Below are 25946 nucleotides of genomic sequence, written 5' to 3'. Positions count from 1 at the left end.
GCCGCGGGGTGAGCCGGCTGTCCTACACGGCGCACCCCACGGCCCAGAACACACTGCGCACGGTCGTGGAGACCGTCATCGCCGAGCACCGCGCCTCGGAGCCGGCCTCCGAGCGCGCGATGCGCGTGTGGATTGCGCACCGGGTCGGCGACCTCAAGGTCGGGGACGCGGCGTTCGTGTGCGCGGTCTCGGCCGCGCACCGGGGCGAGGCCTTCCGGCTATGCTCCGACCTCGTGGACAGGGTCAAGGCCGAGGTGCCGATCTGGAAGGAGCAGTTCTTCGACGACGGCGGCACCGAGTGGGTCGCGGCGCTCGGCTGACATCACAACCGGCGGAGCCGGGCCCGCACAGGGCCGCGCATCCCCCGATTCTGAGGGGGCGCCCACCCGCCGGTACTCTGGCGGCATGGCAGAACGACTTCCCGTGGCAGTGCTGGGCGCGAACGGGCGCATGGGCTCCGAGGCCGTCAGGGCCGTCGGCGCGGCGCCCGACATGGAGCTCGTGGCGGCGCTCGGACGCGGCGACTCCCTCGAGGCCGTGCTCGACGCCGGCGCGCGCTACGTGGTGGACCTCACCGTTCCGGACTCCACCGAGGAGAACGTCCGCTTCGCCGTCGAGCACGGCCTCCACGCCGTGGTCGGCACGACCGGGTGGACCGCCGAGAGGCTCGCCTCCCTCGACGCCCTCCTCGCCGAGCATGCTGGCACCGGGGTCCTCATCGCCCCGAACTTCGCCCTCGGATCCGTCCTCGCCTCCGCCTTCGCTGCGAAGGCCTCCCGCTACTTCGAGTCCGTGGAGATCGTCGAGCTCCACCACCCGGACAAGGTCGACGCGCCGTCCGGGACCGCCGTCCGCACGGCCCAGCTCATCGCCGCCGCCCGCTCCGAGGCCGGCGTCGGCCCGTCGCCGGATGCAACGGTCAAGCAGCTCGAGGGTGCCCGGGGCGCCGATGTCGAGGGCGTGCGGGTCCACGCGGTGCGCCTGCGCGGCCTCGTCGCGCACCAGGAGGTGCTCCTCGGCGGCCCGGGCGAGCAGCTGACGCTCCGGCACGACTCGTTCGACCGCGCCTCCTTCATGCCGGGTGTCCTCCTGGGCCTGCGGGAGGTCGCCGCGCATCCCGGCCTCACGGTCGGCCTCGACGGCTATCTGGACCTGGGCCTGTGACCGCGTCAGGGCTCGCGGACTGGTTCCGTGCGAACCGTGCCAAGGTCGGCGTCGCCGCCGTCACCCTCCTGCTCGTCTTCTACCTCGTCGTCACCTTCGACCGCGCCCGGCTCCTGCTCTCCGACCCGGAGCCGGTCGCGAAGGCGATCGGTGCGGCCTACCTCGTGCTCCCCGTCGTCGGGGCCTGGGCGCTCGCCCGCGAGCTGATGTTCGGGGCCCGCCTCGAGCGGCTCGGGCGCCAGCTCGACGCCGAGGGCGGGCTGCCCGAGGACACCCTCCCGCGCACCCCGGGCGGCCGGATCGTGCGCTCGGCGGCCGACGCCGAGTTCGGCCGCTACCGCGCCGAGACCGAGGCAGCGCCCGAGGACTGGCGCGCGTGGTACCGACTCGGACTGGCCTACGACGCCTCCGGCGACCGGAAGCAGGCGCGTGCAGCCATGCGCCAGGCGATCGCGCTGCACCGCAAGGCCGACTAGCCCGAGCGCCCGGGGGGCGTCCCGCGCGGGGCGCCGCCCGCCGTCGTGCGCCCGGCGGCCAGGCCCAGACGCGTGGCGCCGTGGGCGAGCGCCTCGAGCGGTCCGCGCCACCCGTTGGCCTGGACGAGCAGGCCCAGCGCGAGCGCCGCAGCGACGTGCACCGCCAGCAGAGGCTCCCGCTCCAGGCCGGCGTCCTGCACGGCGGGCCACGAGAGGGCCCAGACGTGCAGCGAGTACAGCGTGAGCGTCATGGCGCCCGCCCCCGCGAGCGGGGTCAGGAACCCAGTACGCATGAGCGGTGCCACACGGGCCACGAGCAGGAACGCCCCGATAGCCGCCGCCGAGGTCCCCGAGGTGTGCAGGAGGTCCAGGGGCGTCCCCGAGTGCGGTGCCGCCGTCGTGAGCCACCACCACGTGCCCACCTGGTCGACGCCGCTCAGGTTCGCCTCCAGCATCGCCCGCAGAGGCCAGATTGCAGCCTGGTCTGTCGCCATGAGGGCGTTGATCCCGCCCAGGGGCACGAGGAAGGACCACGCGGCGGTCTTCGCCGCCACCGCCACCGCCGCGCCGCCGACGAGCAGCCCGACCTGTGTGGACGCGCGGGTCAGGGGAGCGCGGCCGATCCACAGGCCCACGAGCAGGTAGGCGAACCATTGGAAGACCGGGTAGTACCCCGTCACCATGAGGTCCGCGAGGAGCCGGCCCGGGTCCCCGAGGTCCTCCCAGCTCGGGTTGTGCGCGAGGTGCGGGGAGGGCCCCGGACCCAGGAGCACTGGCCGGACGAGGAACGCGACGGCCGGCGAGAGGAGGATCCACGCTCCCGCAAGCAGCCCGAGCGCGCGGCGCCCCAGCCCGACCACCGGGAGCGCACACCAGAACAGGAGCGCGTAGTGCACGAGGATCACAGCGACGTTCACCTCGACGAGGCCGAGCGTGAGCCCGACGACGGCGATCACCCCAGCGCGCAGCGCGAGTCCGAGGCGGTTGCGGGTGGCCGGGACGCGGCCGAGCGTGAGCGAGACCCCCGCGAGGACGGCGAACAGGGCGGCGGCGCGCCCGGACAGGGAGGTGCCGACCCACGTCGCGGACCAGAGCAGCGTTGTGGGGTCCTGTTGGAAGGTGGGCAGGATGTGCGTCGTCATCATCGCGATGAGCGCCGTGCCCCTGGCCATGTCGAGCCCGACCAGGCGGTGGGTGCCCGTGGCGCCCGCGGCAGGTCCGCGCCTGCCCGGGAGCGGCGCCCGTGCGCCCGTGCCCCTTCCACCCATGCAGGGATCGTCTCATGAGCGCATGAGCGCATGAGCGCATGAGCGAGGGCTGCGCGTCTTCGAAGTAGACCCTTGATCTTCGTATATATGTTCGATTAGGATGCGGTGCATAGCCATCCCGGCTGTCGCACCGGGACGGCCGGAGTCCCGTCCGCCGCCCCGGTCCTGTCCCCCGGGGCGGCGGACGACAGCCTCGCGCCCGCGCAGGGCGGCAGTCGGGGCAGGAGGTCCGGGGGCTGCCGGCAGCGTGTCCTAGGATGGGCCCTATGTCCGCCGAGCTCACCGTGGCCGCAGTGCAGTCCGTCCCCCTGCCGGGAGGGATCGCCGCGAACATCGACGAGCACATCCGCCTCCTCGAGGACGCGGACGACCACGGCGCCCGGCTCGCCGTCTTCCCGGAGCTCTCGCTCACCGGCTACGACCTGTCCCTCCTCTCGGACGAGGCGAACTGGCTCACGAGCCCCTCCGCCCAGCTCGCCCAGCTGCAAGCAGCCTGCGAGGACATGGGCATCATCGCCGTCGTGGGCGCCGCCGTCCGCGAGCCCGACGGCACGCCGCGCCTCGCGTCGGTACTCGTCCGGCCCGGCGCCGCCCCGCTGATCGCCGGGAAGGTGCACCTCCACGGCGCCGAGGCAGAGCTCTTCGAACCCGCAGACCAGCCGACGCTCGTCGACGTCGACGGCTGGTCGCTCGCCCTCGCGGTGTGCTTCGATGTCGCCCAGCCCAGCCACGCGGCCGAGGCGGCCGCCGCGGGCGCCGACCTGTACGCGGCGTCGGCGGTCTACGTCGTCGGCGAGGAGCGGCGGCTCGACCTCCACTTCGGCGCGCGCGCGATGGACAGCCGGTTCTTCGCGCTGCTCGCCAACGCCGGCGGCGAGAGCGCCCTCGGCCGGTCCTGCGGCCTGAGCGGGGTCTGGGGGCCGGACGGGCACCGGATCTCGCGCGCTTCGGGGACGGGAACGGAAGTCGTCTCGGCGCTCCTGTTCCGCTCGGCGCTCGAGCACCAGCGCCGCTCCGCCTGAACCGCCCGCGTTGCCCAAAGCGGCGCCGCACAGGGTAACGTTCTTTGCATGGCTGACACTGACATTCGCACGCGCATTTTCGGGACCCTCCTCACCGCGATGGTCACCCCGTTCACTGCAGACGGCGATGTCGACTACGATGCAGCGGGCAAGCTGGCCGCCAAGCTTGTCGATGACGGCTGCGACGGCTTGGTCGTCACCGGCACAACCGGGGAGACCTCGACCCTGACCGACGAGGAGAACCTCGGCATGTTCAAGGCCGTCCTCGACGCCGTCGGCGGCCGTGCGAAGGTCATCGCAGGCACCGGGACGAATGACACCCGCCACTCGGTGAGCCTGTCCCGCCGTGCGGCGGAGATCGGCGTCGACGGACTCCTGCTCGTCACCCCGTACTACAACAAGCCCAGCCAGGCTGGCGTCCAGGCGCACTTCGAGACGATCGCCTCGGCGACGGACCTCCCGGTCATGCTCTACGACATTCCCGGCCGCTCGGGCATCCCGATCGCCACCGAGACGATGCTCCGCCTCGCGGAGCACCCCAACATCGTCGGCCTCAAGGATGCGAAGGCCGACTTCGGCGCCGTATCGGTTGTCCTGGCCAAGACGGACCTTGCCGTCTACTCCGGCGACGACGGTCTCACGCTGCCGTGGATGGCCGCCGGCGCGCTCGGCGTCGTCTCCGTCACGGCGCACGTCGCGACCCAGCAGTTCCGCGCGCTCGTGGACGCGGGGCTCGCCGGGGACTTCGCGGCGGCGCGCAAGGTCCACTTCGAGCTCGAGCCCGCGATCCGCGGCATCATGACACGCGTCCAGGGTGCCGTCGCAGCCAAACAGGTTCTCAAGTGGCAGGGTGTCCTGCCCAACTCCGTCGTCCGGCTCCCGCTCGTGGAGCCCGGTGAGGCGGAGCTCGCCCTTATCCGCAACGATCTGGCCGAAGCCGGAATGGACTTCGCCTAGGAAGAAGCACAGCATGACCCAACGCGCCCTGCCCGTCCTCACCACACCGCCCCCGCTGCCCGCGGGGTCACTGCGGGTCGTCCCGCTGGGAGGGCTGGGCGAAGTCGGACGGAACATGGCCGTCTTCGAATTCGGCGGCAAACTCCTGATCGTGGACTGCGGCGTCCTGTTCCCAGAGGAGACCCAGCCCGGCGTCGACCTCATCCTGCCCGACTTCTCGTACATCGAGGACCGGCTGGGAGACGTCGTCGCCGTGGTCCTCACCCACGGCCACGAAGACCACATCGGCGCCGTGCCCTACCTCCTGAGGCACCGGCGTGACATCCCGCTCGTCGGCTCGCAGCTGACCCTCGCGCTCGTCGAGGCCAAGCTCGCGGAGCACCGCATCACCCCGCGGCTGCGCGTCGTCGAAGAAGGGCAGGTGCTGGACTTCGGTCCGTTCCAGACCGAGTTCGTTGCCGTCAACCACTCGATCCCGGACGCCCTCGCCGTGTTCATCCGCACCGCGGGCGGCACGGTGCTGCACACGGGCGACTTCAAGATGGACCAGCTCCCGCTGGACGGTCGCATCACCGACCTGCGCCACTTCGCCCGTCTCGGCGAGGAGGGTGTGGACCTCTTCATGGCGGACTCGACCAACGCCGACGTGCCGGGGTTCACGACCGCGGAGAAGGAGATCGGCCCCACCCTCGACCGGCTCTTCGGCCAGGCCCGGAAGCGGATCATCGTGGCGAGCTTCTCCTCCCACGTCCACCGCGTGCAGCAGGTGCTCGACGCCGCCCACCACCACGGCCGCAAGGTCGCCTTCGTGGGACGCTCCATGGTGCGCAACATGGGCATCGCCGCGAAGCTCGGGTACCTGGACATCCCGCCGGGCATCCTCGTGGACATGAAGGCGATCGACGACATCCCCGACCACCGCCTCGTCCTCATGTCGACTGGCTCCCAGGGCGAGCCCATGGCGGCCCTGTCCCGCATGGCTAACGGCGACCACCGCGTGCAGGTGGGCGAGGACGACATGGTCATCCTCGCGTCGTCACTGATCCCGGGCAACGAGAATGCCGTGTTCCGGGTCATCAACGGGCTCCTCAAGCTCGGCGCGAAGGTGATCCACAAGGGCACGGCGAAGGTCCACGTCTCGGGCCACGCCGCTGCCGGCGAGCTGCTCTACTGCTACAACATCATCGAGCCGCTCAACGCCATGCCCGTGCACGGCGAGACCCGGCACCTCATCGCCAACGGGAACCTCGCGCTCGAGACGGGCATGGAGCCCGAGAGCGTGATCCTCGCCGACAACGGGACCGTGGTCGACCTGGCCGCGGGTGTCGCGAAGATCGTCGGACAGGTCGAGGTCGGCTTCGTCTACGTGGATGGATCGAGCGTGGGCGAGATCACCGACGTCGACCTCAAGGACCGCCGCATCCTGGGCGAGGAGGGCTTCATCTCGGTCATCACGGTCGTCAACCGGTCCACCGGCAAGGTGGTGACCGGCCCCGAGATCCACGCCCGCGGCGTGGCCGAGGACGACGCGGTGTTCGATGACATCATTCCCAAGATCAACGCCGCACTCGAGGAAGCGATCCTCGCCAAGGCCGACCACAATGCCTACCAGCTGCAGCAGGTCGTCCGCCGCGTCATCGGGACGTGGGTGAGCCGCAAGCTGCGCCGCCGCCCCATGATCATCCCGGTGGTGCTCGAAGCGTGACGCGTACGGCGCCCCGGGCGCCTGAGGCCGGAAGGGCCGCCGATTCCGTGGTGATCCGCGGAATCGGCGGCCTTTCGCGGTACGGTGGCGAGTATGGCGACTCGCACCTCCTCCACGCCTAAAGCCAGCGCCTCCAAGACGGGTTCGTCCCGTGCGGGCAGCTCCGGGTCATCCCGTGCTGCCTCGGGCAGGGGACGCGGCACGGCCAAGGGAGGCGCGACGGCGCGTGGCCGCGTCACGAGCACCGACGCCGGCCAGCCGTGGCTCTCCCGCGTGATCGGGGGCGCCTGGCTCGCCCTCGCGTACGCGGTGGGCGGCGGCGTGCGCCGCATAGGCACCGACGTGAGCGACCTCGAGCCCGAGGACCGCCGCGACGGAGCCGCCCTGTTCAACCTGGTGCTGGCCGTCTTCATCGCGACCTTCGCGTGGTGGGGCTGGCAGGGGTGGTTCCCGGACGCCGTCTACGCGGTGGTCAACGGCACGTTCGGCTGGGTCTCCCTCCTGCTGCCGCTCATGCTCGGGGTGTGCGCCTTCCGCCTCTTCCGGAAGCCGGCGGACCACCGCGGCAACAACCGCGTGGGGATCGGCTTCCTCGTCATGGCCTTCTCGGCCACGGGACTCGCGCATGTCCTCGGAGGACTGCCGTCGGCCTCTGCCGGGTTCGAAGGGCTCCGCAGCGCCGGCGGGATGCTGGGATTCCTCGCGTCCTCCCTGCTCGCCGTCGTCCACCCGGCGGTGCCCGTCGTCGTGTACTCGCTGCTGGCGTTCGTCTCGGTGCTCATCGTCACCGCCACCCCCTTCGCGGCGATTCCGCGCCGCATCCGCGAGGGCTGGGAGCACCTCATGGGGGTCGACCTTCCGCGCGGCGAGCAGGGCGACGGGCACGACCGCAGCTACCTCTACGACTCCGACCGCCGGGCCGAGGCGGCGTCGAAGGCCGGGCGCCCCAAGAAGAAGCGCAGGCTCTTCGGGAAGGACGAGGAGCAGCCTACCGAGGCGCTCGACGGATTCGCGGGCGACGAGCCGTACGAGCGCGCCGTCGTGGACGAGGAGGACCGCGACGCCACGGCCGCGATGCCTGCTCCCGCCGCGGGTCGGTCCCAGGCGGAGGCCGCAATCGAGAAGATCCGAGCCGCGCAGGGCCGGCCGGGGCAGCCGGAGAAGGCGCCCGAGGGCGCGACCGAGGCAATTCCCACTGTCGGGCTCCCGACGCCGAACCCGGGCGCAGTGCCCAAGGTCCCGTCGACCCCGGTGGCGCCGACCCCGCCGCCCACTCCGATCCCGCAGCGCACCGAGCAGCTCCAGCTCTCCGGAGACGTCGCCTACACGCTGCCAACCTCGGACTTCCTCGTCCAGGGCAGCGCGCCGAAGGAGCGCACCGAGGCGAACGACGCCGTCGTGGCCGCCCTGACGGACACCCTGACGCAGTTCAACGTCGATGCCGAGGTCACCGGCTTCTCCCGCGGCCCGACGGTCACCCGGTACGAGATCGAGCTCGCGCCGGGGACGAAGGTCGAGAAGGTCACCGCCCTGAGCAAGAACATCGCCTACGCGGTGGCGAGCTCCGATGTGCGCATCCTCAGCCCCATCCCGGGGAAGAGCGCGATCGGCATCGAGATCCCCAACACCGACCGTGAGACGGTCTCGCTCGGCGACGTCCTGCGCAGCCAGAACGCGCGCCGCACCGACCACCCGATGGTGATGGGGGTCGGCAAGGACGTCGAGGGAGGCTTCGTCGTGGCGAACCTCGCCAAGATGCCGCACCTGCTCGTCGCAGGCGCCACCGGCGCGGGCAAGTCCTCGTTCGTGAACTCGATGATCACCTCGATCCTCATGCGGGCCACCCCGGACGAGGTCCGCATGGTCATGGTGGACCCCAAGCGCGTCGAACTTACCGCGTACGAGGGCGTGCCGCACCTCATCACACCGATCATCACGAATCCGAAGAAGGCCGCCGAGGCCCTCCAGTGGGTGGTCCGCGAGATGGACGCGCGCTACGACGACCTTGCCAACTACGGCTTCAAGCACATCGACGACTTCAACAAGGCAGTGCGCGCCGGGAAGGTCATTCCGCCCCCCGGGTCTGAGCGCAAGGTCAAGCCCTACCCCTACCTGCTCATCATCGTGGACGAGCTCGCCGACCTCATGATGGTCGCCCCGCGCGACGTCGAGGACTCCATCGTGCGCATCACCCAGCTCGCCCGCGCCGCAGGCATCCACCTCGTGCTCGCGACCCAGCGTCCCTCCGTCGACGTCGTCACTGGCCTGATCAAGGCGAACGTGCCCTCCCGCATGGCGTTCGCGACATCGTCCGTCACCGACTCCAGAGTCGTCCTTGACCAGCCGGGCGCAGAAAAGCTCATCGGACAGGGCGACGCGCTCTTCCTCCCGATGGGCGCCTCGAAGCCCATGCGCGTCCAGGGCGCCTGGGTCTCCGAATCGGAGATCCACAAGGTGGTCGAACACGTCAAGGGACAGCTGCAGGTCACCTACCGCGACGACGTGGCCGCCGAGCCCGAGAAGAAGCAGATCGACGAGGAGATCGGCGACGATCTCGAGGTCCTCATCCAGGCCACGGAACTCGTCGTCACCACCCAGTTCGGTTCGACGTCGATGCTCCAGCGCAAGCTGCGCGTCGGCTTCGCCAAGGCGGGACGCCTCATGGACCTCCTCGAATCCCGCGGCGTGGTGGGCCCCTCAGAGGGTTCCAAGGCACGCGACGTCCTCGTCAAGCCCGACGACCTGCCCGCCGTGCTCGCCGCGCTCCGCGGCGACGACGCGCCGTCGTCTGCATCGAACCCGACGGATGCCGCGCTGGCCGACAACGCCAGCGCCAACCATCACACAGGTGAGTACGAGAACGACTCACCGTACGCCGAGGACCTCGTGGCCCGGGACCTCGACGCCCGCCCCCATCCCGTGGACTACCACGACGGCGAGGACGACGGCGGCGGCGAGGACGCGTGGCAGCTCACCGGACGCTAGGCTGACTCCGTGACAACCCCGCCGGCGGCTGCGCCTTCGCAGCTGTGGAACCTTCCGAACATCCTCACGATGGTCCGCATCGTCCTCGTGCCGTTCTTCGTGTGGTTCCTCCTGGCCGACGATTCCGCGTACGGAGTCCTGCGCTGGCTCGCGTTCGCCGTCTTCGCCGTCGCGATCTACACCGACCAGCTCGACGGCGCGATCGCGCGCAAGCGCAACCTGATCACCGACTTCGGCAAGATCGCGGACCCGATCGCCGACAAGCTGCTGACCGGCGCGGCATTCGTACTGCTGTCAGCGCTCGCCGAGCTGCCCTGGTGGATCACCGTCGTCGTCCTCGGGCGCGAGTGGGGGATCACTGCCCTGCGGTTCGTGGTCATCCGCTACGGAGTCATGCCTGCCTCACGCGGCGGAAAGCTCAAGACCATCCTGCAGACAGTGGCGCTCCTCCTCTACCTGTTCCCGCTCACGCCCGGCAATCCTGTGCTCACCGCCATCGCGTTCGTGGTGATGCTGCTCGCGCTCGCCGTGACGGTCGTGACCGGCGTCGATTACGTGGCCAAGGCCATCCGCCTGCGCGCGTCGGCGCTCGGGGGAGGGGCGTGAACGCGGCGGAGACGGCTGTGGCGCCGCAGGAGGTCGTGGCAGCATTCCTCGACCGCGGGGCGACCGCCGCCACCGCGGAGTCCCTTACCGCCGGCCTGGTCGCCGCGGCGCTGGCCGAGGTGCCCGGGGCGTCGGGAATGCTGCGGGGCGGAGTGGTGAGCTATGCCAGCGAGGTCAAGGCCGCACTGCTCGGAGTCTCCCCGGAACTGCTCGCAGAGGCCGGCTCCGTCGACGCCGAGGTCGCCCGCCAGATGGCCCTGGGAGCCCGCGCGGCGTGCGGCGCCGACTACGCCGTCGCCACGACCGGAGCCGCTGGTCCCGAGCCGCATGACGGGAAGCCGGTGGGAACGGTCTTCGTGGCCGTCGCCGGGCCGCATTCGACCAGCGTCCGGGAGCATCTCTTCCACGGAGGCCGCGCTGACATCCGGTCCGCAGCGACGCAGGCCGCGCTGGCTGCCCTCCGCAGTGCTGTGGTGGCCGACACGCCCTGAGGCGGCAGAGCCCGAAGCTGGGAGCGGCCTGTGAATCCGCGTAGGGTTGTTACTGGGTGGGAACAAACCATCTGTACAGCGAGTTGTGGATAGTGTCGTCATCCAACGGCGGCACAACTAAGATGAGTCAGACCGGAGCCCCGGGGAGCCGGGGAACCCGAGTTGAGGAGCGAGTCGATACACATGGTTAAGCAGCCCGTGTCCGTCAATGGCGTGGTCCGCTGGCGCGATGTGGGCTTGGCCGGAATCGCGAAGCCAGATCAGAAGGAGCGCAAGATGGTTGTTCTGCGTCATGAGATCGGAGACGTCCTCCGTGACGTTCGCCAGCGCCAGGGCCGCACGCTCCGCGAGGTTTCGCACAACGCCCGGGTGTCGCTCGGCTATCTGAGCGAAGTGGAGCGCGGACAGAAGGAGGCCTCCTCGGAGCTGCTCTCCTCGATCTGCGGCGCCCTCGATGTGCCGCTGTCCGTCATGCTGCGTGAAGTGAGCGACAGGGTGGCTGTGGCCGAGGGCATCACCATCCCGGACACGGTCCCGCAGGAGTTCGCCCAGCGCTACGGCCGTGACATCAACGCCGACTTCGATGCCGAGCTGAGCAAGGTCAGCTGAGGCATCCTCGACCTAAGGGGGCCGGGCTTCATGCCCGGCCCCCTTTCGTGTGCCCTGCGGCCTCGCTCCCGGGGGCCTCACTGGCGGGGTGACATGGCTTCGTTGAGCCGTCCGAGATAGGACGCGAGGGCGTGGACGTCGTCGGGGGTCCAGTCGGCGAGCCGGTCGCGGAAGAACTCGTGCCGGTGCACGCGCAGGGATGCGACATGCTCGGTCCCCGAATCCGTGAGCGTGACATTGTGGGCGCGGCCGTCGTGCGGGTCGGCTTCCTTGCGGACGAGCCCGAGGTCCGTGAGGAGCGCAATCTGCCGGCTCACGGTGGGCTTGCCCACCCCTACGGTTGCGGCGAGGTCGGTGACGCGGAGAGGCCCTTCGCGGTCCAGAATGGACAGGAGGCCGTATGCGGCCGAGTCGAGGTCCGGGTGGAGCGTCCTCGAGAGCGCCTGTGACGCTGCGCGTCCGCGGCGCCACAGGAGGGCGATCTGCTGCTCGACGTCGAGCAGGGCGGCATCGAAGTCGCTGTGCGAGGGGGGCATGGGCCCATCATAGGCGCGAGGGCGAACTGCCCGGCGCCCCTACAGGAGAATGGATCAGTGCGGAACAGCGATTTCTGGCGCCTCATGGAGGACGAGTTCGGTAGCGGCTACGCCTACCATCTGGCGTCGTCCGCCGTCCTGGCTGCGGTGGGCGGCCGCACGGCGGAAGAGGCGCTCCGAGCGGGCGTCGACCCGCGGGACGTGTGGTCGGCGGTGTGCGACCTCCAGGACGTGCCCCACGAGCGGCGGCTCGGCCGGGACAGGCCGATCCGGGAGTAGGCGTGCGCACCTCGGACCGGCTCGTCTGCGACACGCCGCAGATTGTTCGAAGATGTGTTCGGGGGAGAGGTATTCTCCTGCACAGGAGAGAATTCAGCCTTTCTGCCTGAGTTGTCCACATACGCCCGCGCGCTGCGTGAAGTGTCGGTGGGCCTCGGTAGCGTAGCGACTGGATCTAACGGCGCACCTCGTCACCAGGGGACGCCAGAGCCCGTACCAATCGACCGGAGGTGCACCATGGCGGCAACGCCAGACCGCGAGAAGGCGCTCGAAGCGGCCCTCGCCCAGATCGACAAGCAGTTCGGCAAGGGATCGATCATGCGCTTGGGGGACGACACCCGTGCACCGATCGAGGTCATCCCAACCGGTTCGATCGCCCTCGATGTCGCTCTCGGCATCGGCGGCCTGCCGCGGGGCCGTGTCGTGGAGATCTACGGCCCGGAATCCTCGGGTAAGACGACGGTGGCCCTGCACGCCGTCGCGAATGCGCAGCGCAACGGCGGGATCGCGGCGTTCATCGACGCCGAGCACGCCCTCGACCCGGAGTACGCGGCCAAGCTCGGTGTCGACACCGACGCGCTCCTGGTGTCGCAGCCGGACACCGGCGAGCAGGCACTCGAGATCATGGACATGCTCGTGGGCTCCGGCTCTCTCGACATCATCGTCATCGACTCGGTGGCCGCGCTCGTCCCCCGCGCGGAGATCGAGGGCGAGATGGGCGACAGCCACGTCGGCCTCCAGGCCCGGCTCATGAGCCAGGCCCTCCGCAAAGTCACGGGCCGGCTCAACCAGACGAAGACGACGGCGATCTTCATCAACCAGCTCCGTGAGAAGATCGGCGTGTTCTTCGGCTCGCCCGAGACCACCACCGGTGGCAAGGCGCTCAAGTTCTACGCCTCGGTGCGCATCGATGTCCGCCGTATCCAGACCCTCAAAGAGGGTGCCGATTCGGTCGGAAACCGGACCAAGGCGAAGATCGTCAAGAACAAGATGGCACCGCCCTTCAAGCAGGCCGAGTTCGACATCATCTACGGCCAGGGCATCTCCCGCGAGGGCGGCATCATCGACATGGGCGTGGAACACGGCATCATCAAGAAGTCTGGCTCGTGGTTCACCTACGACGGCGACCAGCTCGGCCAGGGCATGGAGAACTCCCGCCGCTTCCTCCGCGACAACCCTGAGCTCGCCGAGGAGCTCGAGCGCCTGATCAAGGAGAAGCTGGGCGTGGGCGTGAAGGCCGCCACAGAAGAGCAGCCGCGCCTGAAGGCCGTTGACGGCGAGTAGCCGCCCGAGTCCGCCTCCGGAGGATGATCCGGAGGCGGACCCGGAGTCGGTGGCGCGCGCCATCCTCCTGCGGCAGCTCACGCTCGGTCCACGGACGCGGCTCCAGCTCGAGCGGAAGCTGCGCGAGCGCAATGTCCCCGAAGAGACTGCTGATGCAGTGCTCGCACGCTTCGAGGACGTGGGGCTCATCAACGATGCGGAGTTCGCGCGCATGTGGGTTCGCAGCCGCGGGGAGTCGAAATCGCTGGGCCGTGCGGCGCTGCGGCGGGAGCTCGGTGAGAAGGGGATCCGGGGGGACGTCGCCGAGGATGCGCTCTCCGCAGTCAGCGACGAAGACGAGGAGGCGGCCGCGAGGCGCCTGCTCGAACGCCGGGTGCGCGACGTGGACCGCGCCGATCCTGCGGCGCGTGACCGGGAACTGCGGCGCCTCGTCGGGATGCTCGCCCGCAAGGGGCACGCACCGGGCGCCGCGTTCCGGATTGCCGCCGAGGTTCTCGACGCCGACGGCAGTGCACCGCCCCAGTGACGCAGCCGCCAGGTCGCACGGGACGAACCAGACGGCACAGGAAGAACACCGTCTCCCGGGGTTGGCGGCGCTGACGGCGTGGATCCCACGGGTCCGGCGCTGGTGCTAGACGGGGATGCGGTGCAACCCCGATACTCCCGGCAGGATGGCACGAATCCGAGCCCCACGAGCACCCGGCGGGGACCAGTCCGGCGGGGCAATGGTCTGCGGGGTGGCCCTCGGCGCCATGGTCCTCCGCGTGGCGGCCGTCCGCGTGGTGGCCGCGCTCGTCACCGCGGTCCTTGCCCTCGGGCTCTCCGGCTCCATGGCGGTCGCCGCGGATGACGCCCCGCCGTCGGGCTTTCCCACGTGGGCAGACGTGGAGGCCGCCAAGGCCGATGCGGAGGCCGCACGGGTCCAGGCCGATCGCATCTCGGCGCTGCTGGCCCAGGTCAAGGCGACCGCAGCTGACGCCTCTGCCGCGGCAGTCACGGCGGGGGCCACGGCCGCCAGGGCGCAGCAGGACGTGCGCTCCCAGGAGCGGGTGGTCGAGCGGCTCGAATCCGAGGCCGACCGCCAGGCAACCGACCGCGACGCCGCCCAGAATGCAGCCGGACGGCTCGCAGCTGCCGCCTACATGGGCGGGCCCGGCATCGGCCCCTTCGAGACATTCAGCCTGCTCAGTCGCCCGGAGGCGATCGATGAGCTCCAGGCGCTCCAGATCCTCAACGAGCAGGCCGCGCAGTCGTTGACCGACTACCGCGTGGCGGCGAATGCTGCCTCGGCAGCCCATCAGGCCGCCCAGGCCGCACGGGACGAACTCGCGCAGCTGGCAGCGAAGGCCGAACGCGACCTCCAGACAGCGCAGTCCGCCCAGCGGGCCGCGCAGCGGGTGGTGGCCGAGGCCCAGGACAAGGAGACCACGCTGCTCGCCCAGCTCACCGACCTCAAGGGCACCTCGGCAGATGTCGAGCGGAAGTACCGCGAGGGGGTCGAGGCGCGTGCAGCCTATGAGGCGGCGCAGAAGGCGAAGAGCCTCGCGGCACAGGCGCAGGGAGGGCTGTCAGGCGCCGCGCTGCTCGCCACCAGCCCCGTCAGCTCAGGCGCGGGCGTCGTGAACGACCCGGCCGGGGCGCAGGCCTTCGCCTCGTCCCTCATGGGCGGCCGCGGCTGGGACCAGACAGAGTTCGGATGCCTCGTCCAGCTGTGGACGCGCGAGTCGAACTGGCTCACGGACGCGACGAACCCGTCCAGTGGGGCGTACGGGATCGCCCAGGCGCTGCCAGCATCGAAGTACGCCTCGGCGGGCAGCGACTGGCTCACGAACTACCGCACCCAGGTGTCCTGGGGCGTCGGCTACATCGCCGACCGGTACGGCACGCCCTGCCGCGCGTGGGATCATTCGAACGCCGTGGGCTGGTACTGACGAGGCCGAGCATACGCCGGATCCCGGTACCCTTGATGGGTGAGTTCCACCCTGCCCGCCGCGACCGCCTCGACGGCTGCCACCACCGCTCCCCGCACCTACGAGGTGCGCACGTTCGGCTGCCAGATGAACGTGCACGATTCGGAGCGCATGTCAGGCTTGCTCGAGACCGCCGGCTACGTCAAGGCTGCGGACGGAAGCGAGCCGGACGTCGTCGTGTTCAACACCTGCGCCGTGCGTGAGAACGCCGACAACCGGCTCTACGGCCATCTGGGCCAGCTCCGCCCGGTCAAGGAGAAGCATCCCGGCATGCAGATAGCCGTCGGAGGCTGCCTTGCGCAGAAGGACCGGGACACGATCCTCGCGAAGGCGCCCTGGGTGGACGCCGTGTTCGGGACCCACAACGTCGGGGCCCTTCCCGCCCTCCTCGAGCGCGCGCGCCACAACGAGGAAGCGCAGCTCGAGATCCTCGAGTCGCTCGAGGTCTTCCCCTCGACCCTGCCCACCAAGCGCGACTCCGTCTACAGCGGCTGGGTGTCGATCTCGGTCGGCTGCAACAACACGTGCACGTTCTGCATCGTCCCGAGCCTGAGGGGCAAGGAGCGCGACCGCCGCCCCGGGGAGATCCTCGCCGAGGTGCAGGCGCTCGTGGACGACGGCGCCATCGAGGTCACCCTGCTCGGCCAGAACGTCAACTCCTACGGCGTGGAGTTCGGCGACCGGCTCGCGTTCGGCAAGCTCCTGCGCGCGTGCGGGGAGATCGAGGGCCTCGAGAGGGTGCGGTTCACGAGTCCGCATCCCGCGGCGTTCACCGACGACGTCATCGAGGCCATGGCCGAGACGCCCAACGTCATGCCCCAGCTGCACATGCCGCTCCAGTCCGGCTCCGACCGGATCCTGCGCGAGATGCGGCGCTCCTACCGCAGCGCGAAGTTCCTCGGCATCCTCGACAAGGTCCGGGCCCGCATCCCGCACGCCGCCATCACCACGGACATCATCGTGGGTTTCCCCGGCGAGACCGAGGACGACTTCCAGGCGACTCTCGACGTGGTTGAGCGGTCCCGCTTCTCGAACGCCTTCACCTTCCAGTACTCGCAGAGGCCGGGCACGCCCGCGGCGTCCCTGCCGGACCAGCTGCCCAAGGCGGTGGTCCAGGAGCGGTACGAGCGGCTCATCGCCCTCCAGGACCGCATCGCCGCAGAGGAGAACGCGCAGCAGGTCGGCCGGACCATCGAGGTCATGGCGACTGCGCAGGCCGGCCGCAAAGCGGGCGAGACGCACCGGCTGTCCGGCCGGGCCCGGGACAACCGGCTCGTCCACTTCTCGGTCCCCGCCGGCGCTGAGCCGCCCCGGCCCGGTGACCTCGTGACCGTCGCCGTGACCGAGGCCGCACCCTTCCACCTCATCGCGGACCCGGCAACTGCTTCCGACTACGCGCTCCGCCGCTCCCGGGCCGGCGACGCCTGGGATCGCGCACAGGCGGACTCGTGCGGCGTCCCGGGACCCGCGGCGGCCGGTCCCGGCGCGGGCTCCGTGAGCCTGGGGATGCCCTCGCTTCCGGTCCGCACCGCCTAGCCCGTGGCGCTGCCCATCGTCGCCGTCGTGGGGCCGACTGGCTCGGGCAAGACCGACCTCGCCGTCGAGCTCGCGCTCGCCCTCGGCGGCGAGGTGGTCAACGCCGACGCGCTGCAGTTCTACCGCGGAATGGACATCGGCACTGCCAAGGCCACGCCTCAGGAACGCCGGGGCGTCCCGCACCACCTGCTCGACGTCCTCGACGTCACCGAGGAGGCCTCGGTCTCGACATTCCAGACCTGGGCGCGCGCAGCGATCGCGGACATCCAGGCCCGCGGCAGGCGAGCCATCCTTGCCGGGGGCTCGGGCCTGTACGTGCGCGCGGCGCTCGACGTCCTCGAGTTTCCCGGCACCGACCCCGCCGTGCGTTCGCGCATCGAGGCCGAGGCCGAGCGGGAAGGCATCGCAGCGCTCCGGGCCCGTTTAGAGTCCGTCGACCCCGTGTCCGCAGGCCGTCTCGGGGACCTGAGGCGGATCGTCCGCGCGCTCGAGGTCCACGAAATCACCGGCCGGCCGTTCAGCTCCTTCATGCCTGAGCGGCAGTATGCGGCACCCGCAGTCCAGATCGGGCTCGACCTGGACCGCCCCGTCCTCCACGAACGTCTCGCGGCGCGGGTCCGCCGCATGGTCGACGCCGGCCTCCCCGCCGAGGTGGCGAGGCTCGCCGAGGCTGGGCTGCGTGAGGGCAGGACGGCGTCGCGGGCGCTGGGCTACGGGCAGTTCCTGCGTGTCCTCGACGGGGCTTCGACCCCCGAACGGGCCGCCGAGGAGACGATCGTGGCGACGCGGCAGTTCGCCCGCCGCCAGCTGACCTGGTTCCGCGCAGACCCCCGCGTGCACTGGCTCGACGCCCTCTCGCCGCACCTCGCGGAGGAGGCGCTCGCCGTCGTGCGCCAGGCTGACCAGGCCGCCGTGCAGGGCGAAGGCCCCGACCAGCCGGCCACCCGGGTGCAGGCGCCGCTGCAGGAGAGGCCGGCCGGTAGGCTGGGACCATGACTCCACCCGCCACCACGGCCGCCGCCGACGCCATCGCTGCCCTCGAACGCCTCGCCGGGCTGCCGTTCGCCAAGGGCCACGGGACCGGCAACGACTTCGTGCTCGTGGCGGACCCCGACGGCGGACGCGTGCTGGGGGAGGCCGAGGCCGCGGCCCTGTGCAACCGCCACCTCGGCGTCGGTGCCGACGGGCTCATCCGCGCCATCCGCTCGAGCGCGCTGCCCGAAGGCCGCGCTGTCCTCGCCGAGGAGCCGGCCGCGGAGTGGTTCATGGACTACCGCAATGCGGACGGGTCCCTGTCCGAGATGTGCGGCAACGGAGTCCGTGTCTTCGTCGCCTTCCTCCTCGACCAGGGCCTCGTGCAGCTCGCGCCCGGGGAGGTGCTTCCCATCGGGACGCGGGCCGGAGTGAAGCGGGTGGAGCGGCGCGGCCGGGGCTTCGCCGTGGACATGGGGCCGTGGGAGTTCATCTTCCCCGCCCAGGCCCAGACGGAGGCCGCGGACTCGACGGTCGAGGCGGTCGGGCTCGACGTCGCGCGCCCCGCACTGAGCGTGAGCATGGGCAACCCGCATACCGTCGTCGCGCTCGCCGAGGCTGCCGAGCTCGTCGGGCTGGGCCTCCACACGGCGCCGGCGGTCGAGCCCACGCCTCCGCACGGAACCAACGTCGAGTTCGTTGTCCCTGCGGAGCCGCTCGTGGCCGACGGCGCCGGCACCATCACGATGCGCGTCCACGAGCGGGGCGTGGGGGAGACGCAGTCCTGCGGGACGGGCGCGTGTGCCGCAGCCGTCGCAATCCGCCACTGGGCCGGCGCGGGGGCGCCGGACCGATGGCACGTGAATGTCCCCGGCGGCAGGGTCGAGGTCGCCTTCGTGCCCGGTCCCGAGGGCCGCGAGCATGTGGAGCTTGCGGGACCCGCTGTGGTCGTCGCCCACGGCACCCTCGGGTAGGCACCCGTCACGCCGCCGGGTAGGTGATCCCGCCGTCAGCCACTCTGGCAAAGGGCGTGAGCTCCGCCTGTGCTGCCGAGGTGGCGGAGATGAGGTGCGTGACCTCGATTCCGGCGACGATCAGGGCGTCCGTGATGAGCCTCCGGTGGCACCGCCAGGGCACCGCCTCGCTGCACATGATGGCCGGGACGGCCTCCTGCGCTAGTTCCGCCAGCTCCCCGAGCCCGGTGGTGAACTGCGGCGTCGCCATGTAGTCGGCGTAGTCGCGGAAGGCCTTCACACGCCACCCGCCGTTGGGGCTCGGGACGCCGGCGGGGGTGTGCCGCCGGCCGCCGAGCGCACGGATCCACCGGTACTCCAGACCGGGCGGGAGGGCCTCGACGATCGCGTCCTGATTCCACTGCGGATGCTTGCGCGACGCCGGGAACGAGCGCACGTCGACCAGGTGCGTGATCCCGTGGGGGCGCAGCAGGGCGAGCAGCTCGTCGAACTCGCGCGTCGAATGGCCGACCGTGAAAACCCTCACCGGTACCCGGCGGGTTCAACCCTGGACGAGGCCGATGAGGTTCCCGTCGCCGTCCTTGAGCACCGCGACAAGTGCGCCGCCGCCCACGTCCTTCGGGCTGTCGAGCACCTCGGCCCCGGCGGCCGTGAGCGTGGCCACCTCGGCCGCGATGTCCGAAGTCTTCCAGAACGCGATCGGGCCGGCGTGGCCGTGCGCGTGGCCGTTGGGGTCGAGCCCGATCTGCACGCCCTCCGCCATGTAGCCGACGTAGTACGGGGAATCCGCGAACGGCTCCGCGCCGAGCAGCGCGGTGTACAGCTTCTTCGCCGCGTCGAGGTCCGTCACGGGGATCGCGATGTTGTTGAGCTCCTTGGCCATGGCCGCGCCTTCCTCCCGGGTTGCGGTGCACTGCGTCACAACCCTACGACGACGAGGCGGTCAGCGCATGCGCGTGACCCGCAGCAGCCTGAAGCCCTTCGAGGTCGCCTGCCGCGCGACCTCGAACGCGTCGCCGAGCTCGTCCGCGAGCCAGCGCTGGAGGGAGTCGGCCCCGAGGTTCTTCTGGACGACGAGCCAGGCGTCGCCGCCGACCGCGAGGCGGGGGAGCCAGGTCAGAAGGAGCTCGTGGAGGGCCTGCTTGCCGATCCGGATCGGCGGGTTGGACCAGATCGTGGCGAAGCGGAGCTCGGGGTCCACCTCGCCGGGCAGCCCGGCCACCACATTGGACAGGCCCAGAGCGCTCGCGTTGTCCCGAGTGAGCGCGACACTGCGGGTGTTGACGTCGACGGCGTGGACCGTGGCCCCCGGCGAACGCAGCGCCATCGTGAGGGCGATCGGCCCCCATCCGCACCCGATGTCAAGCAGGTGGCCCTGCCCGGCCGGGTCGGGGGCCTCGCCCAGGAGGACCGCCGTGCCCTTGTCGATGCCGTCGGGGCTGAAGATCCCGGACGACGTCGTGAGCTTCACCGGGCGCCCCTCGAGCACGACGTCGAGCGGCTTGCGCGCATCGGGGACGTCCGGCTCGGCATTGAAGTAGTGGGCAGGCTCCATAGCCCTCCAGCCTAGTGCCCGGGCGCGAGGAGGCGCGTGCGCGTCCGGTATACTGGAGGGCATGTTCCTGTTCAAGTGATGCCTCCGCCGCGCGCAGCCGGTGTCAGATGACACGCCCAGACGCGCCCGCGGACGCAGCGAGCCGAGCCGATGTGCCCTTCCGGCCGGACCGAACAGACATTCCCAGGAGAATCCTCGTGACACCCGAGCACCCCGCGGGGTCTTTTCCACAGACCCCTCCCTCTGACACTGCCGGCGACCGGAGCCAGCACTATTCTGGAATTGCATCTTCGAAGGAGACCATGACCGACAATCAGCCGAATCAGCCCTCTGACCGCGGCGCCGACGCGGCCCCGCAGGATCTGAGCCCAGCCGACATCCAGGCCGTCATCGACCGGATCCTCGCCAAGGAGGAGGCAGCCGCAGCGAAGGGTGCCCGACGGGACGGGAGCGCTGACGGCCGTGCCGAGCGCGGAGGCGAGGGTGAGAGGCGGACCCGCCGGGGGCTCGGCGACGGCAAGGCGCTGGCGCTCTCGGACCTGCAGTCCGAGCACGGCGACTACGACGGCGAGCAGCAGGATCTCGAGGAGCGCCGCGCGCTCCGGCGCGTGGCCGGCCTGTCGACCGAACTCGAGGACGTCACCGAGGTTGAGTACCGGCAGCTGCGCCTCGAGCGTGTCGTGCTCGCGGGACTCTGGACCGAGGGGACGCTCGAGGACGCGGAGAACTCCCTGCGCGAGCTCGGCGCGCTCGCGGAGACAGCCGGGTCGGAGGTGCTCGACGGCGTCGTGCAGCGCCGGATGAAGCCCGACGCCGGGACCTTCCTCGGCTCGGGCAAGGCGCTCGAGCTGCGCGACATCGTCGCCGCGACCGGGGCGGACACCGTGGTGGTCGACTCGGAGCTCTCGCCTTCGCAGCGGCGCGGACTCGAGGACATCGTCAAGGTCAAGGTCATCGACCGCACCGCCCTGATCCTGGACATCTTCGCCCAGCACGCCAAGAGCCGCGAGGGCAAGGCCCAGGTCGAGCTCGCCCAGCTCGAGTACCTCCTCCCGCGCCTGCGCGGCTGGGGCGAGTCGATGTCCCGGCAGGCCGGTGGCCGTGTCGGTGCCGCTGGCGGCGGCATCGGCTCGCGTGGCCCCGGCGAGACCAAGATCGAGCTGGACCGGCGCCGCATCCGCACCCGCATGGCCAAGCTGCGGCGGGAGATCGCCGGAATGAAGCCGGCCCGCGAGACGAAGCGCGCGAACCGCAAGCGCAACGAGATTCCCTCGGTGGCGATCGCGGGCTACACCAACGCGGGCAAGTCGTCCCTGCTCAACAGGCTCACCGACGCCGGGGTGCTGGTGGAGAACGCCCTCTTCGCCACCCTTGACCCGACCGTGCGCCGGGCCGAGACGCCGGACGGGCTTCCCTACACGCTCGCGGACACCGTCGGGTTCGTGCGGTCGCTGCCGACCCAGCTGGTCGAGGCGTTCCGGTCCACGCTCGAGGAGGTGGCGGACGCTGACCTCATCCTCCACGTCGTCGATGCCTCGCACCCCGACCCCGAGGGCCAGATCGCAGCGGTCCGCCAGGTCCTCGCGGAGGTCGACGCGCGCAAGGTGCCGGAGATCATCGTCCTGAACAAGGCGGACGCCGCCGACCCGTTCGTCCTCGAGCGGCTCCGGCAGCGGGAGCCGCGCCACGTCGTCGTGTCCGCGCGGACCGGCGCGGGCATCGCCGAGCTCAAGGAGGCGATCAGCGACGCCATCCCGCGTCCGAGCGTGACGCTGACCATCCTGGTCCCGTACAGCCGCGGTGACCTCCTCAACCGCCTGCACACCTCGAGCTCGGAGATCCGCTCCCTCGAGCATGTGGAGGAGGGCACCCGGGCCGAGGTCGTGGTCCGCGAGGAGCTCGCGGCGGAACTCGCGCCCTTCGTGGTCCATGACTGAGGCGGCGGTAGCGCACGCCAGCGCGGGACGGGGCAGCGCCGGGGCCGCGGAGACGGCGCTCTCCCTCCTCGACGCGGCCGTCGCGTCGATGGGCGGCCAGCAGCGCGACGGGCAGCACGAGATGGCCCGACAGGTTGCCACTGCCATCGAGGAGCAGAAGCACCTGCTCGTACAGGCGGGGACCGGGACGGGGAAGTCCCTGGCCTATCTGGTTCCGCTGATCGCGCACGCCCAGCACAGCGACCGGCCCGCGGTCGTCGCGACGGCGACGCTTGCGCTCCAGGCCCAGATCGTGGGGCGCGACATCCCGCGCCTGCTTGCGGCCATCACCCCCAAGCTCGACCGGCCTGTCGACGTCGCGCTCGTCAAGGGCCGGTCCAACTACCTGTGCCGGCACAAGCTGGAGGGTGGCTTCCCGACCGACGAGGCCGCGGAGGGGCAGCTGTTCAGCATGGGCGAGGACGCCGCCGTCGGGCATCCCGGAGCCGGCCCGACGACGCAGCTCGGACGGGAGGTGGCGCGCCTGCGCCAGTGGGCCGAGGAGACGGAGACGGGGGACCGCGACGACCTCGTGCCCGGGGTCACCGACCGGGCGTGGCGGCAGGTCTCCGTCACGGCGCTCGAGTGCCTCGGGGCGCAGAAGTGCCCGTTCGCGGCCGAGTGCTTCAGCGAGCTCGCGCGGCAGCGCGGCGCCGAGGCCGACATCGTCGTGACGAACCATGCGCTCCTCGCGATCAACGCATTCGAGGGCCTCAACGTGCTCCCGGAGTACGACGTCGTGGTGGTCGACGAGGCGCACGAGCTCGCCGACCGCGTCACGGGGGCGGTGAGCGGCCAGCTCTCGGCCCAGATGATCCAGGCCGCGGCATCGAGCGCGCGCCGCCACTGCGGGATCACCGTCGATTCCCTGCAGGCCGCCGCGACCGCCCTTGAGCTCTCGCTCACCTCCGCGCCGACGGGCCTGCTCGCGCGCGGACTGAACGAGGAGCAGGCCCAGGATGTCGCCCTCGTGCGGGACGCGTGCCGCGTGGCGCTGTCGGACTCGAAGCCCGGGGACGGGCAGGCGGCGGACGGAGGGCGCCAGATCGCCCGGTCGCGCCTCCTCGCCGTCCTCGAGGTCTGCGAGCGGATCCTCGAGGCGGAGGCCAACCGGGAGGTCATGTGGGTGACCCGCACGGGCGCGCCGGACCCCGTGACGGGCTACGCAGCCGCCGACGACGACGCCTCCGCCATGCTGCACATCGCGCCGCTCGGCGTGGGCGGCCGGCTCCGCGAGGGGCTCTTCGACGGGCACACGGTCGTCCTGACGAGCGCGACCCTCGCGATCGGGTCCGCGTTCGAACCGACCGCGGGCGGACTGGGGCTGCTGGGCGCAGGGGCGCCCTCGTGGACGGGAGTCGACGTCGGATCCCCCTTCGACTACCCCAGGCAGGGGATGCTCTACGTCGCCAAGCACCTCCCGCGACCGGGACGCGGACTCTCCCCGGAGGCGGTCGACGAGCTCGAGACACTCCTGCGGGCCTCCTCGGGCGGGGCGCTGTGCCTGTTCTCCTCCCGGAGGGCCGCCGAGGAGGCCGCAGCCGAGCTGCGCCTCCGGCTCGACGTCGAGATCCTCTGCCAGGGCGAGTCATCGATGAGTGCCCTCGTGAAGCAGTTCGCCGCAGAACCCGACACCTGCCTGTTCGGGACGATGTCGCTGTGGCAGGGCGTGGATGTCCCAGGCCCTTCGTGCCGTCTGGTCGTCATCGACCGGATACCGTTCCCGCGGCCGGACGATCCGCTCACGACGGCGCGCTCCCGCGCTGTCGCCCAGGCAGGCGGGAACGGCTTCATGGCCGTCTCGGCGACCCATGCGGCCGTGCGCCTCGCGCAGGGCGCAGGGCGGCTCATCCGCTCGACCGAGGACCGCGGAGTCGTGGCCGTCCTCGACTCGAGGCTTGCGACGGAGCGCTACGGGGCGTTCCTGCGCGGAGCGCTCCCGCCGCTGTGGGGGACGGCCGACCGGAAGGTCGTGACCGACGCCCTCAGGCGGCTCGCCGCCGCCGGCTGAATGGGCCGCCGGCTCAACGGCCGGCTCACACCGAGCGCAGGACCGAGACGACCTTGCCCATGATGGTGGCGTGGTCGCCGAGGATGGGCTCGTAGCGGGTGTTCTGCGGCAGGAGCCAGGTGTGCCCGTCGCGCTGGCGGAAGGTCTTGACCGTCGCCTCGTCGTCGAGCAGCGCGGCCACGATGTCGCCGTTCTCTGCCGCGTTCTGCCGCCGCACGACCACCCAGTCCCCGTCGCAGATGGCGGCGTCGATCATGGAGTCGCCCTTGACCTTGAGCATGAACAGCTCGCCGTAGCCCACCAGCTGCCGGGGGAGCGGCATGACGTCCTCGACCGCCTGGTCCGCAAGGATGGGGCCACCAGCGGCGATGCGCCCGACCAGCGGAACGAGCGCCGTGTCGGCCGCGCTGGCCATGTCCCCGAGCGGGACCCCAGTCGCGCCGCGCAGTGCGGCGGCCTCCTCGGCCGGAACGCTCAGTTCGCCTTCATCCAGCGTCAGCGGCATCAGGACCTCCATGGCGCGGGGGCGCTTGGGATCGCGGCGCAGGTAGCCGAGCTTCTCGAGCTGCATCAGCTGGTGCGTGACGCTTGAGAGGCTTGCGAGGCCCACCGTGTCCCCGATCTCGCGCATGGACGGCGGGTAGCCCTTGAGCTGCACGGAGCGCTGGATCGTCTCGAGGATCCTCTTCTGGCGCGCCGTCAGTCCTTTGGCTGCTCTGGTCCGTGATGCCATGCCGTCCTGCCTCTCCACCGGGGGCGCCACGCGCTCCGGGATCCCGTCCGTCGATGCCCCGGGGCCTCCCTGCGAGAACTGTCGTACCCCCTCGGCAGGATGTCGTCATGGTCGACGGGGGCGGGCAGCTCGGCGTGGAACCCGGTGCTACCCCCACCGTAGGCCAGTCGGACAGGCCTTTCAAACATGTGTTCGACCGTGTCTGGACACGCATCGTGGACAGGTGCTAAGAAAGAGTCATCACTTCGAACGTTTCTTCGAAACACTGCGCAGAGTGCCGCCGATGTGTTCGCACTCGACGTCGTTCGGCGACTGCGCAGGGGAAGGCGCATCATGGCACTCGCGATCCTCGCCGGAAATGGGCACGGGGCTCCCCTTCCGGCCAAGCAGGAGGCACGCCGCCGGCTGAAGGTGGTCCACTGCCGCGCGGCGGCGCCGGGCACGGACTTCCGGTCCGGGGCCGCTCAGGCCCCGCTGCGCCTGACCCGCAGGGGAAGGCTCGTCCTCGTCGTCCTGCCGGTGTTCGCTGCGGCGCTGGCGGTGCTCGTCGCGTGGTCCGCGCTCATGGCGCCGGCGAAGGCGGGCGGGGAGGCGGTCGGCCCCGGCGCCGTCGAAACGGTGACCGTGCAGCCCGGCCAGTCGCTGTGGAGCATCGCCGAGGGCCGCGTGCCCGACCAGGACCCGCGCGTGACGATCAGCCAGATCCGCCAGCTCAATGACCTGGAGAGCACCAGGGTGCTCCCCGGCGAGCAGATCGTTGTTCCGCTCGCCCGCTGAACCTCTCCGCCCGCCGAACCTCTCCGCGGCGAGCTGCACGGCGCCGGTTGCGGGGTCTTC

The 25946-nt window shown here is 71.1% G+C and carries 26 protein-coding genes; 20 read left to right on the top strand and 6 right to left on the bottom strand.

The genetic code is table 11. The features are described from left to right. The 3 genes from ABD298_RS17390 to ABD298_RS17380 all read left to right on the top strand — a co-directional run. The coding region (locus tag ABD298_RS17390; protein WP_344301067.1) for a molybdenum cofactor biosynthesis protein MoaE at nucleotides 1-320 on the top strand (320 nt) is incomplete at its 5' end. Nucleotides 321-405: 85 nt separating this feature from the next. Further along, entirely contained in the window at nucleotides 406-1164 is a 759-nt protein-coding gene (dapB, locus tag ABD298_RS17385) for a 4-hydroxy-tetrahydrodipicolinate reductase (RefSeq protein ID WP_344301066.1), read from the top strand. Further along, on the top strand, nucleotides 1161-1640 hold the full coding sequence (locus ABD298_RS17380; RefSeq protein WP_344301064.1) for a tetratricopeptide repeat protein: 480 nt from the start codon (nucleotides 1161-1163) through the stop codon (nucleotides 1638-1640). Before dapB ends, ABD298_RS17380 begins: the two co-directional genes overlap by 4 nt. On the opposite strand, the gene ABD298_RS17375 is transcribed toward ABD298_RS17380, so the two are convergent. Continuing rightward, the gene (locus ABD298_RS17375) at nucleotides 1637-2908 is read right to left on the bottom strand and encodes a heparan-alpha-glucosaminide N-acetyltransferase domain-containing protein (RefSeq protein WP_344301063.1); all 1272 of its coding nucleotides are present in this window, start codon (nucleotides 2906-2908) and stop codon (nucleotides 1637-1639) included. The two genes, ABD298_RS17380 and ABD298_RS17375, sit on opposite strands and share 4 nt — an antisense overlap. Before the next feature lie 266 nt (nucleotides 2909-3174). Here ABD298_RS17375 and ABD298_RS17370 point away from each other — a divergent pair, with 266 nt between their 5' ends. The 7 genes from ABD298_RS17370 to ABD298_RS17340 all read left to right on the top strand — a co-directional run bounded on the left by ABD298_RS17370 (nucleotide 3175) and on the right by ABD298_RS17340 (nucleotide 11283). Then, nucleotides 3175-3930 (top strand): carbon-nitrogen hydrolase family protein, encoded by a 756-nt coding sequence (locus ABD298_RS17370; RefSeq protein ID WP_208712219.1) that lies wholly within the window; start codon nucleotides 3175-3177, stop codon nucleotides 3928-3930. A 48-nt stretch (nucleotides 3931-3978) separates the two neighbouring features. Then, nucleotides 3979-4887, top strand: coding sequence for a 4-hydroxy-tetrahydrodipicolinate synthase (gene dapA / locus ABD298_RS17365; protein ID WP_208712220.1), 909 nt, complete (start codon nucleotides 3979-3981; stop codon nucleotides 4885-4887). 13 nt (nucleotides 4888-4900) lie between these two features. Beyond that, the gene (locus tag ABD298_RS17360) at nucleotides 4901-6592 is read left to right on the top strand and encodes a ribonuclease J (RefSeq protein WP_344301062.1); all 1692 of its coding nucleotides are present in this window, start codon (nucleotides 4901-4903) and stop codon (nucleotides 6590-6592) included. A gap of 93 nt (nucleotides 6593-6685) precedes the next feature. Next, nucleotides 6686-9577, top strand: a complete 2892-nt coding sequence (locus ABD298_RS17355) for an FtsK/SpoIIIE family DNA translocase (protein ID WP_344301061.1) — start codon at nucleotides 6686-6688, stop codon at nucleotides 9575-9577. Nucleotides 9578-9586: 9 nt separating this feature from the next. Continuing rightward, entirely contained in the window at nucleotides 9587-10183 is a 597-nt protein-coding gene (gene pgsA, locus ABD298_RS17350) for a CDP-diacylglycerol--glycerol-3-phosphate 3-phosphatidyltransferase (protein WP_344301060.1), read from the top strand. Then, nucleotides 10180-10674: a CinA family protein gene (locus tag ABD298_RS17345; protein WP_344301059.1), complete on the top strand. Its 495-nt coding sequence runs from the start codon at nucleotides 10180-10182 to the stop codon at nucleotides 10672-10674. The genes pgsA and ABD298_RS17345 overlap by 4 nt, the downstream gene beginning before the upstream one ends. Nucleotides 10675-10857: 183 nt before the next feature. Further along, nucleotides 10858-11283: a helix-turn-helix domain-containing protein gene (locus ABD298_RS17340; protein ID WP_208712223.1), complete on the top strand. Its 426-nt coding sequence runs from the start codon at nucleotides 10858-10860 to the stop codon at nucleotides 11281-11283. A 77-nt stretch (nucleotides 11284-11360) separates the two neighbouring features. Here the strand turns inward: ABD298_RS17340 and ABD298_RS17335 are convergent, their stop codons facing one another. Then, entirely contained in the window at nucleotides 11361-11819 is a 459-nt protein-coding gene (locus tag ABD298_RS17335) for a MarR family winged helix-turn-helix transcriptional regulator (protein WP_344301058.1), read from the bottom strand. A 57-nt stretch (nucleotides 11820-11876) separates the two neighbouring features. Here ABD298_RS17335 and ABD298_RS17330 point away from each other — a divergent pair, with 57 nt between their 5' ends. The 7 genes from ABD298_RS17330 (at nucleotide 11877) to dapF (ending at nucleotide 18834) form a co-directional block, all read left to right on the top strand. Then, the gene (locus tag ABD298_RS17330) at nucleotides 11877-12098 is read left to right on the top strand and encodes a DUF3046 domain-containing protein (protein WP_344301057.1); all 222 of its coding nucleotides are present in this window, start codon (nucleotides 11877-11879) and stop codon (nucleotides 12096-12098) included. A gap of 237 nt (nucleotides 12099-12335) precedes the next feature. Continuing rightward, a complete protein-coding gene (gene recA / locus ABD298_RS17325) occupies nucleotides 12336-13382 on the top strand; it encodes a recombinase RecA (RefSeq protein ID WP_344301055.1) in 1047 nt (348 codons plus the stop codon). Nucleotides 13383-13431: 49 nt separating this feature from the next. Next, nucleotides 13432-13908, top strand: a complete 477-nt coding sequence (locus tag ABD298_RS17320; protein ID WP_344301054.1) for a regulatory protein RecX — start codon at nucleotides 13432-13434, stop codon at nucleotides 13906-13908. Nucleotides 13909-14053: 145 nt separating this feature from the next. Then, nucleotides 14054-15313, top strand: coding sequence for an aggregation-promoting factor C-terminal-like domain-containing protein (locus ABD298_RS17315; RefSeq protein ID WP_344301051.1), 1260 nt, complete (start codon nucleotides 14054-14056; stop codon nucleotides 15311-15313). Nucleotides 15314-15352: 39 nt separating this feature from the next. Continuing rightward, complete coding sequence (miaB, locus tag ABD298_RS17310) at nucleotides 15353-16888, top strand: tRNA (N6-isopentenyl adenosine(37)-C2)-methylthiotransferase MiaB (RefSeq protein ID WP_344301050.1); 1536 nt, start codon at nucleotides 15353-15355, stop codon at nucleotides 16886-16888. A gap of 3 nt (nucleotides 16889-16891) precedes the next feature. Continuing rightward, on the top strand, nucleotides 16892-17884 hold the full coding sequence (gene miaA, locus ABD298_RS17305) for a tRNA (adenosine(37)-N6)-dimethylallyltransferase MiaA (protein ID WP_344301049.1): 993 nt from the start codon (nucleotides 16892-16894) through the stop codon (nucleotides 17882-17884). Then, nucleotides 17881-18834, top strand: a complete 954-nt coding sequence (gene dapF, locus ABD298_RS17300; protein ID WP_344301048.1) for a diaminopimelate epimerase — start codon at nucleotides 17881-17883, stop codon at nucleotides 18832-18834. The genes miaA and dapF overlap by 4 nt, the downstream gene beginning before the upstream one ends. A gap of 7 nt (nucleotides 18835-18841) precedes the next feature. Here the strand turns inward: dapF and ABD298_RS17295 are convergent, their stop codons facing one another. The 3 genes from ABD298_RS17295 to ABD298_RS17285 are packed head-to-tail and all read right to left on the bottom strand — an operon-like array spanning nucleotide 18842 to nucleotide 20389. Beyond that, nucleotides 18842-19360, bottom strand: a complete 519-nt coding sequence (locus ABD298_RS17295) for a DUF488 domain-containing protein (protein ID WP_344301046.1) — start codon at nucleotides 19358-19360, stop codon at nucleotides 18842-18844. Between the two features lie 15 nt (nucleotides 19361-19375). Continuing rightward, the gene (locus ABD298_RS17290; protein ID WP_208712232.1) at nucleotides 19376-19717 is read right to left on the bottom strand and encodes a VOC family protein; all 342 of its coding nucleotides are present in this window, start codon (nucleotides 19715-19717) and stop codon (nucleotides 19376-19378) included. A 60-nt stretch (nucleotides 19718-19777) separates the two neighbouring features. Beyond that, a complete protein-coding gene (locus ABD298_RS17285) occupies nucleotides 19778-20389 on the bottom strand; it encodes a class I SAM-dependent methyltransferase (protein ID WP_344301045.1) in 612 nt (203 codons plus the stop codon). Between the two features lie 302 nt (nucleotides 20390-20691). Between ABD298_RS17285 and hflX the strand changes: the two genes are divergently transcribed. Both hflX and ABD298_RS17275 read left to right on the top strand, forming a co-directional pair. Next, nucleotides 20692-22326: a GTPase HflX gene (gene hflX / locus ABD298_RS17280; protein ID WP_344301044.1), complete on the top strand. Its 1635-nt coding sequence runs from the start codon at nucleotides 20692-20694 to the stop codon at nucleotides 22324-22326. Further along, the gene (locus ABD298_RS17275; RefSeq protein ID WP_344301043.1) at nucleotides 22319-24376 is read left to right on the top strand and encodes an ATP-dependent DNA helicase; all 2058 of its coding nucleotides are present in this window, start codon (nucleotides 22319-22321) and stop codon (nucleotides 24374-24376) included. Before hflX ends, ABD298_RS17275 begins: the two co-directional genes overlap by 8 nt. 25 nt (nucleotides 24377-24401) lie before the next feature. On the opposite strand, the gene lexA is transcribed toward ABD298_RS17275, so the two are convergent. Beyond that, a complete protein-coding gene (lexA, locus tag ABD298_RS17270; RefSeq protein WP_208712236.1) occupies nucleotides 24402-25109 on the bottom strand; it encodes a transcriptional repressor LexA in 708 nt (235 codons plus the stop codon). Nucleotides 25110-25442: 333 nt separating this feature from the next. On the opposite strand from lexA, the gene ABD298_RS17265 reads away from it, so the two are divergent. Further along, complete coding sequence (locus tag ABD298_RS17265) at nucleotides 25443-25886, top strand: LysM peptidoglycan-binding domain-containing protein (RefSeq protein ID WP_344301042.1); 444 nt, start codon at nucleotides 25443-25445, stop codon at nucleotides 25884-25886. The last annotated feature ends 60 nt before the right edge of the window (nucleotides 25887-25946 follow it).

The organism is Sinomonas flava (assembly GCF_039531875.1).
GTDB lineage: Bacteria > Actinomycetota > Actinomycetes > Actinomycetales > Micrococcaceae > Sinomonas > Sinomonas flava.
The sequence above is the reverse complement of the archived record's forward strand: the minus strand, read 5'-3'. Positions and strand labels throughout refer to the sequence as shown.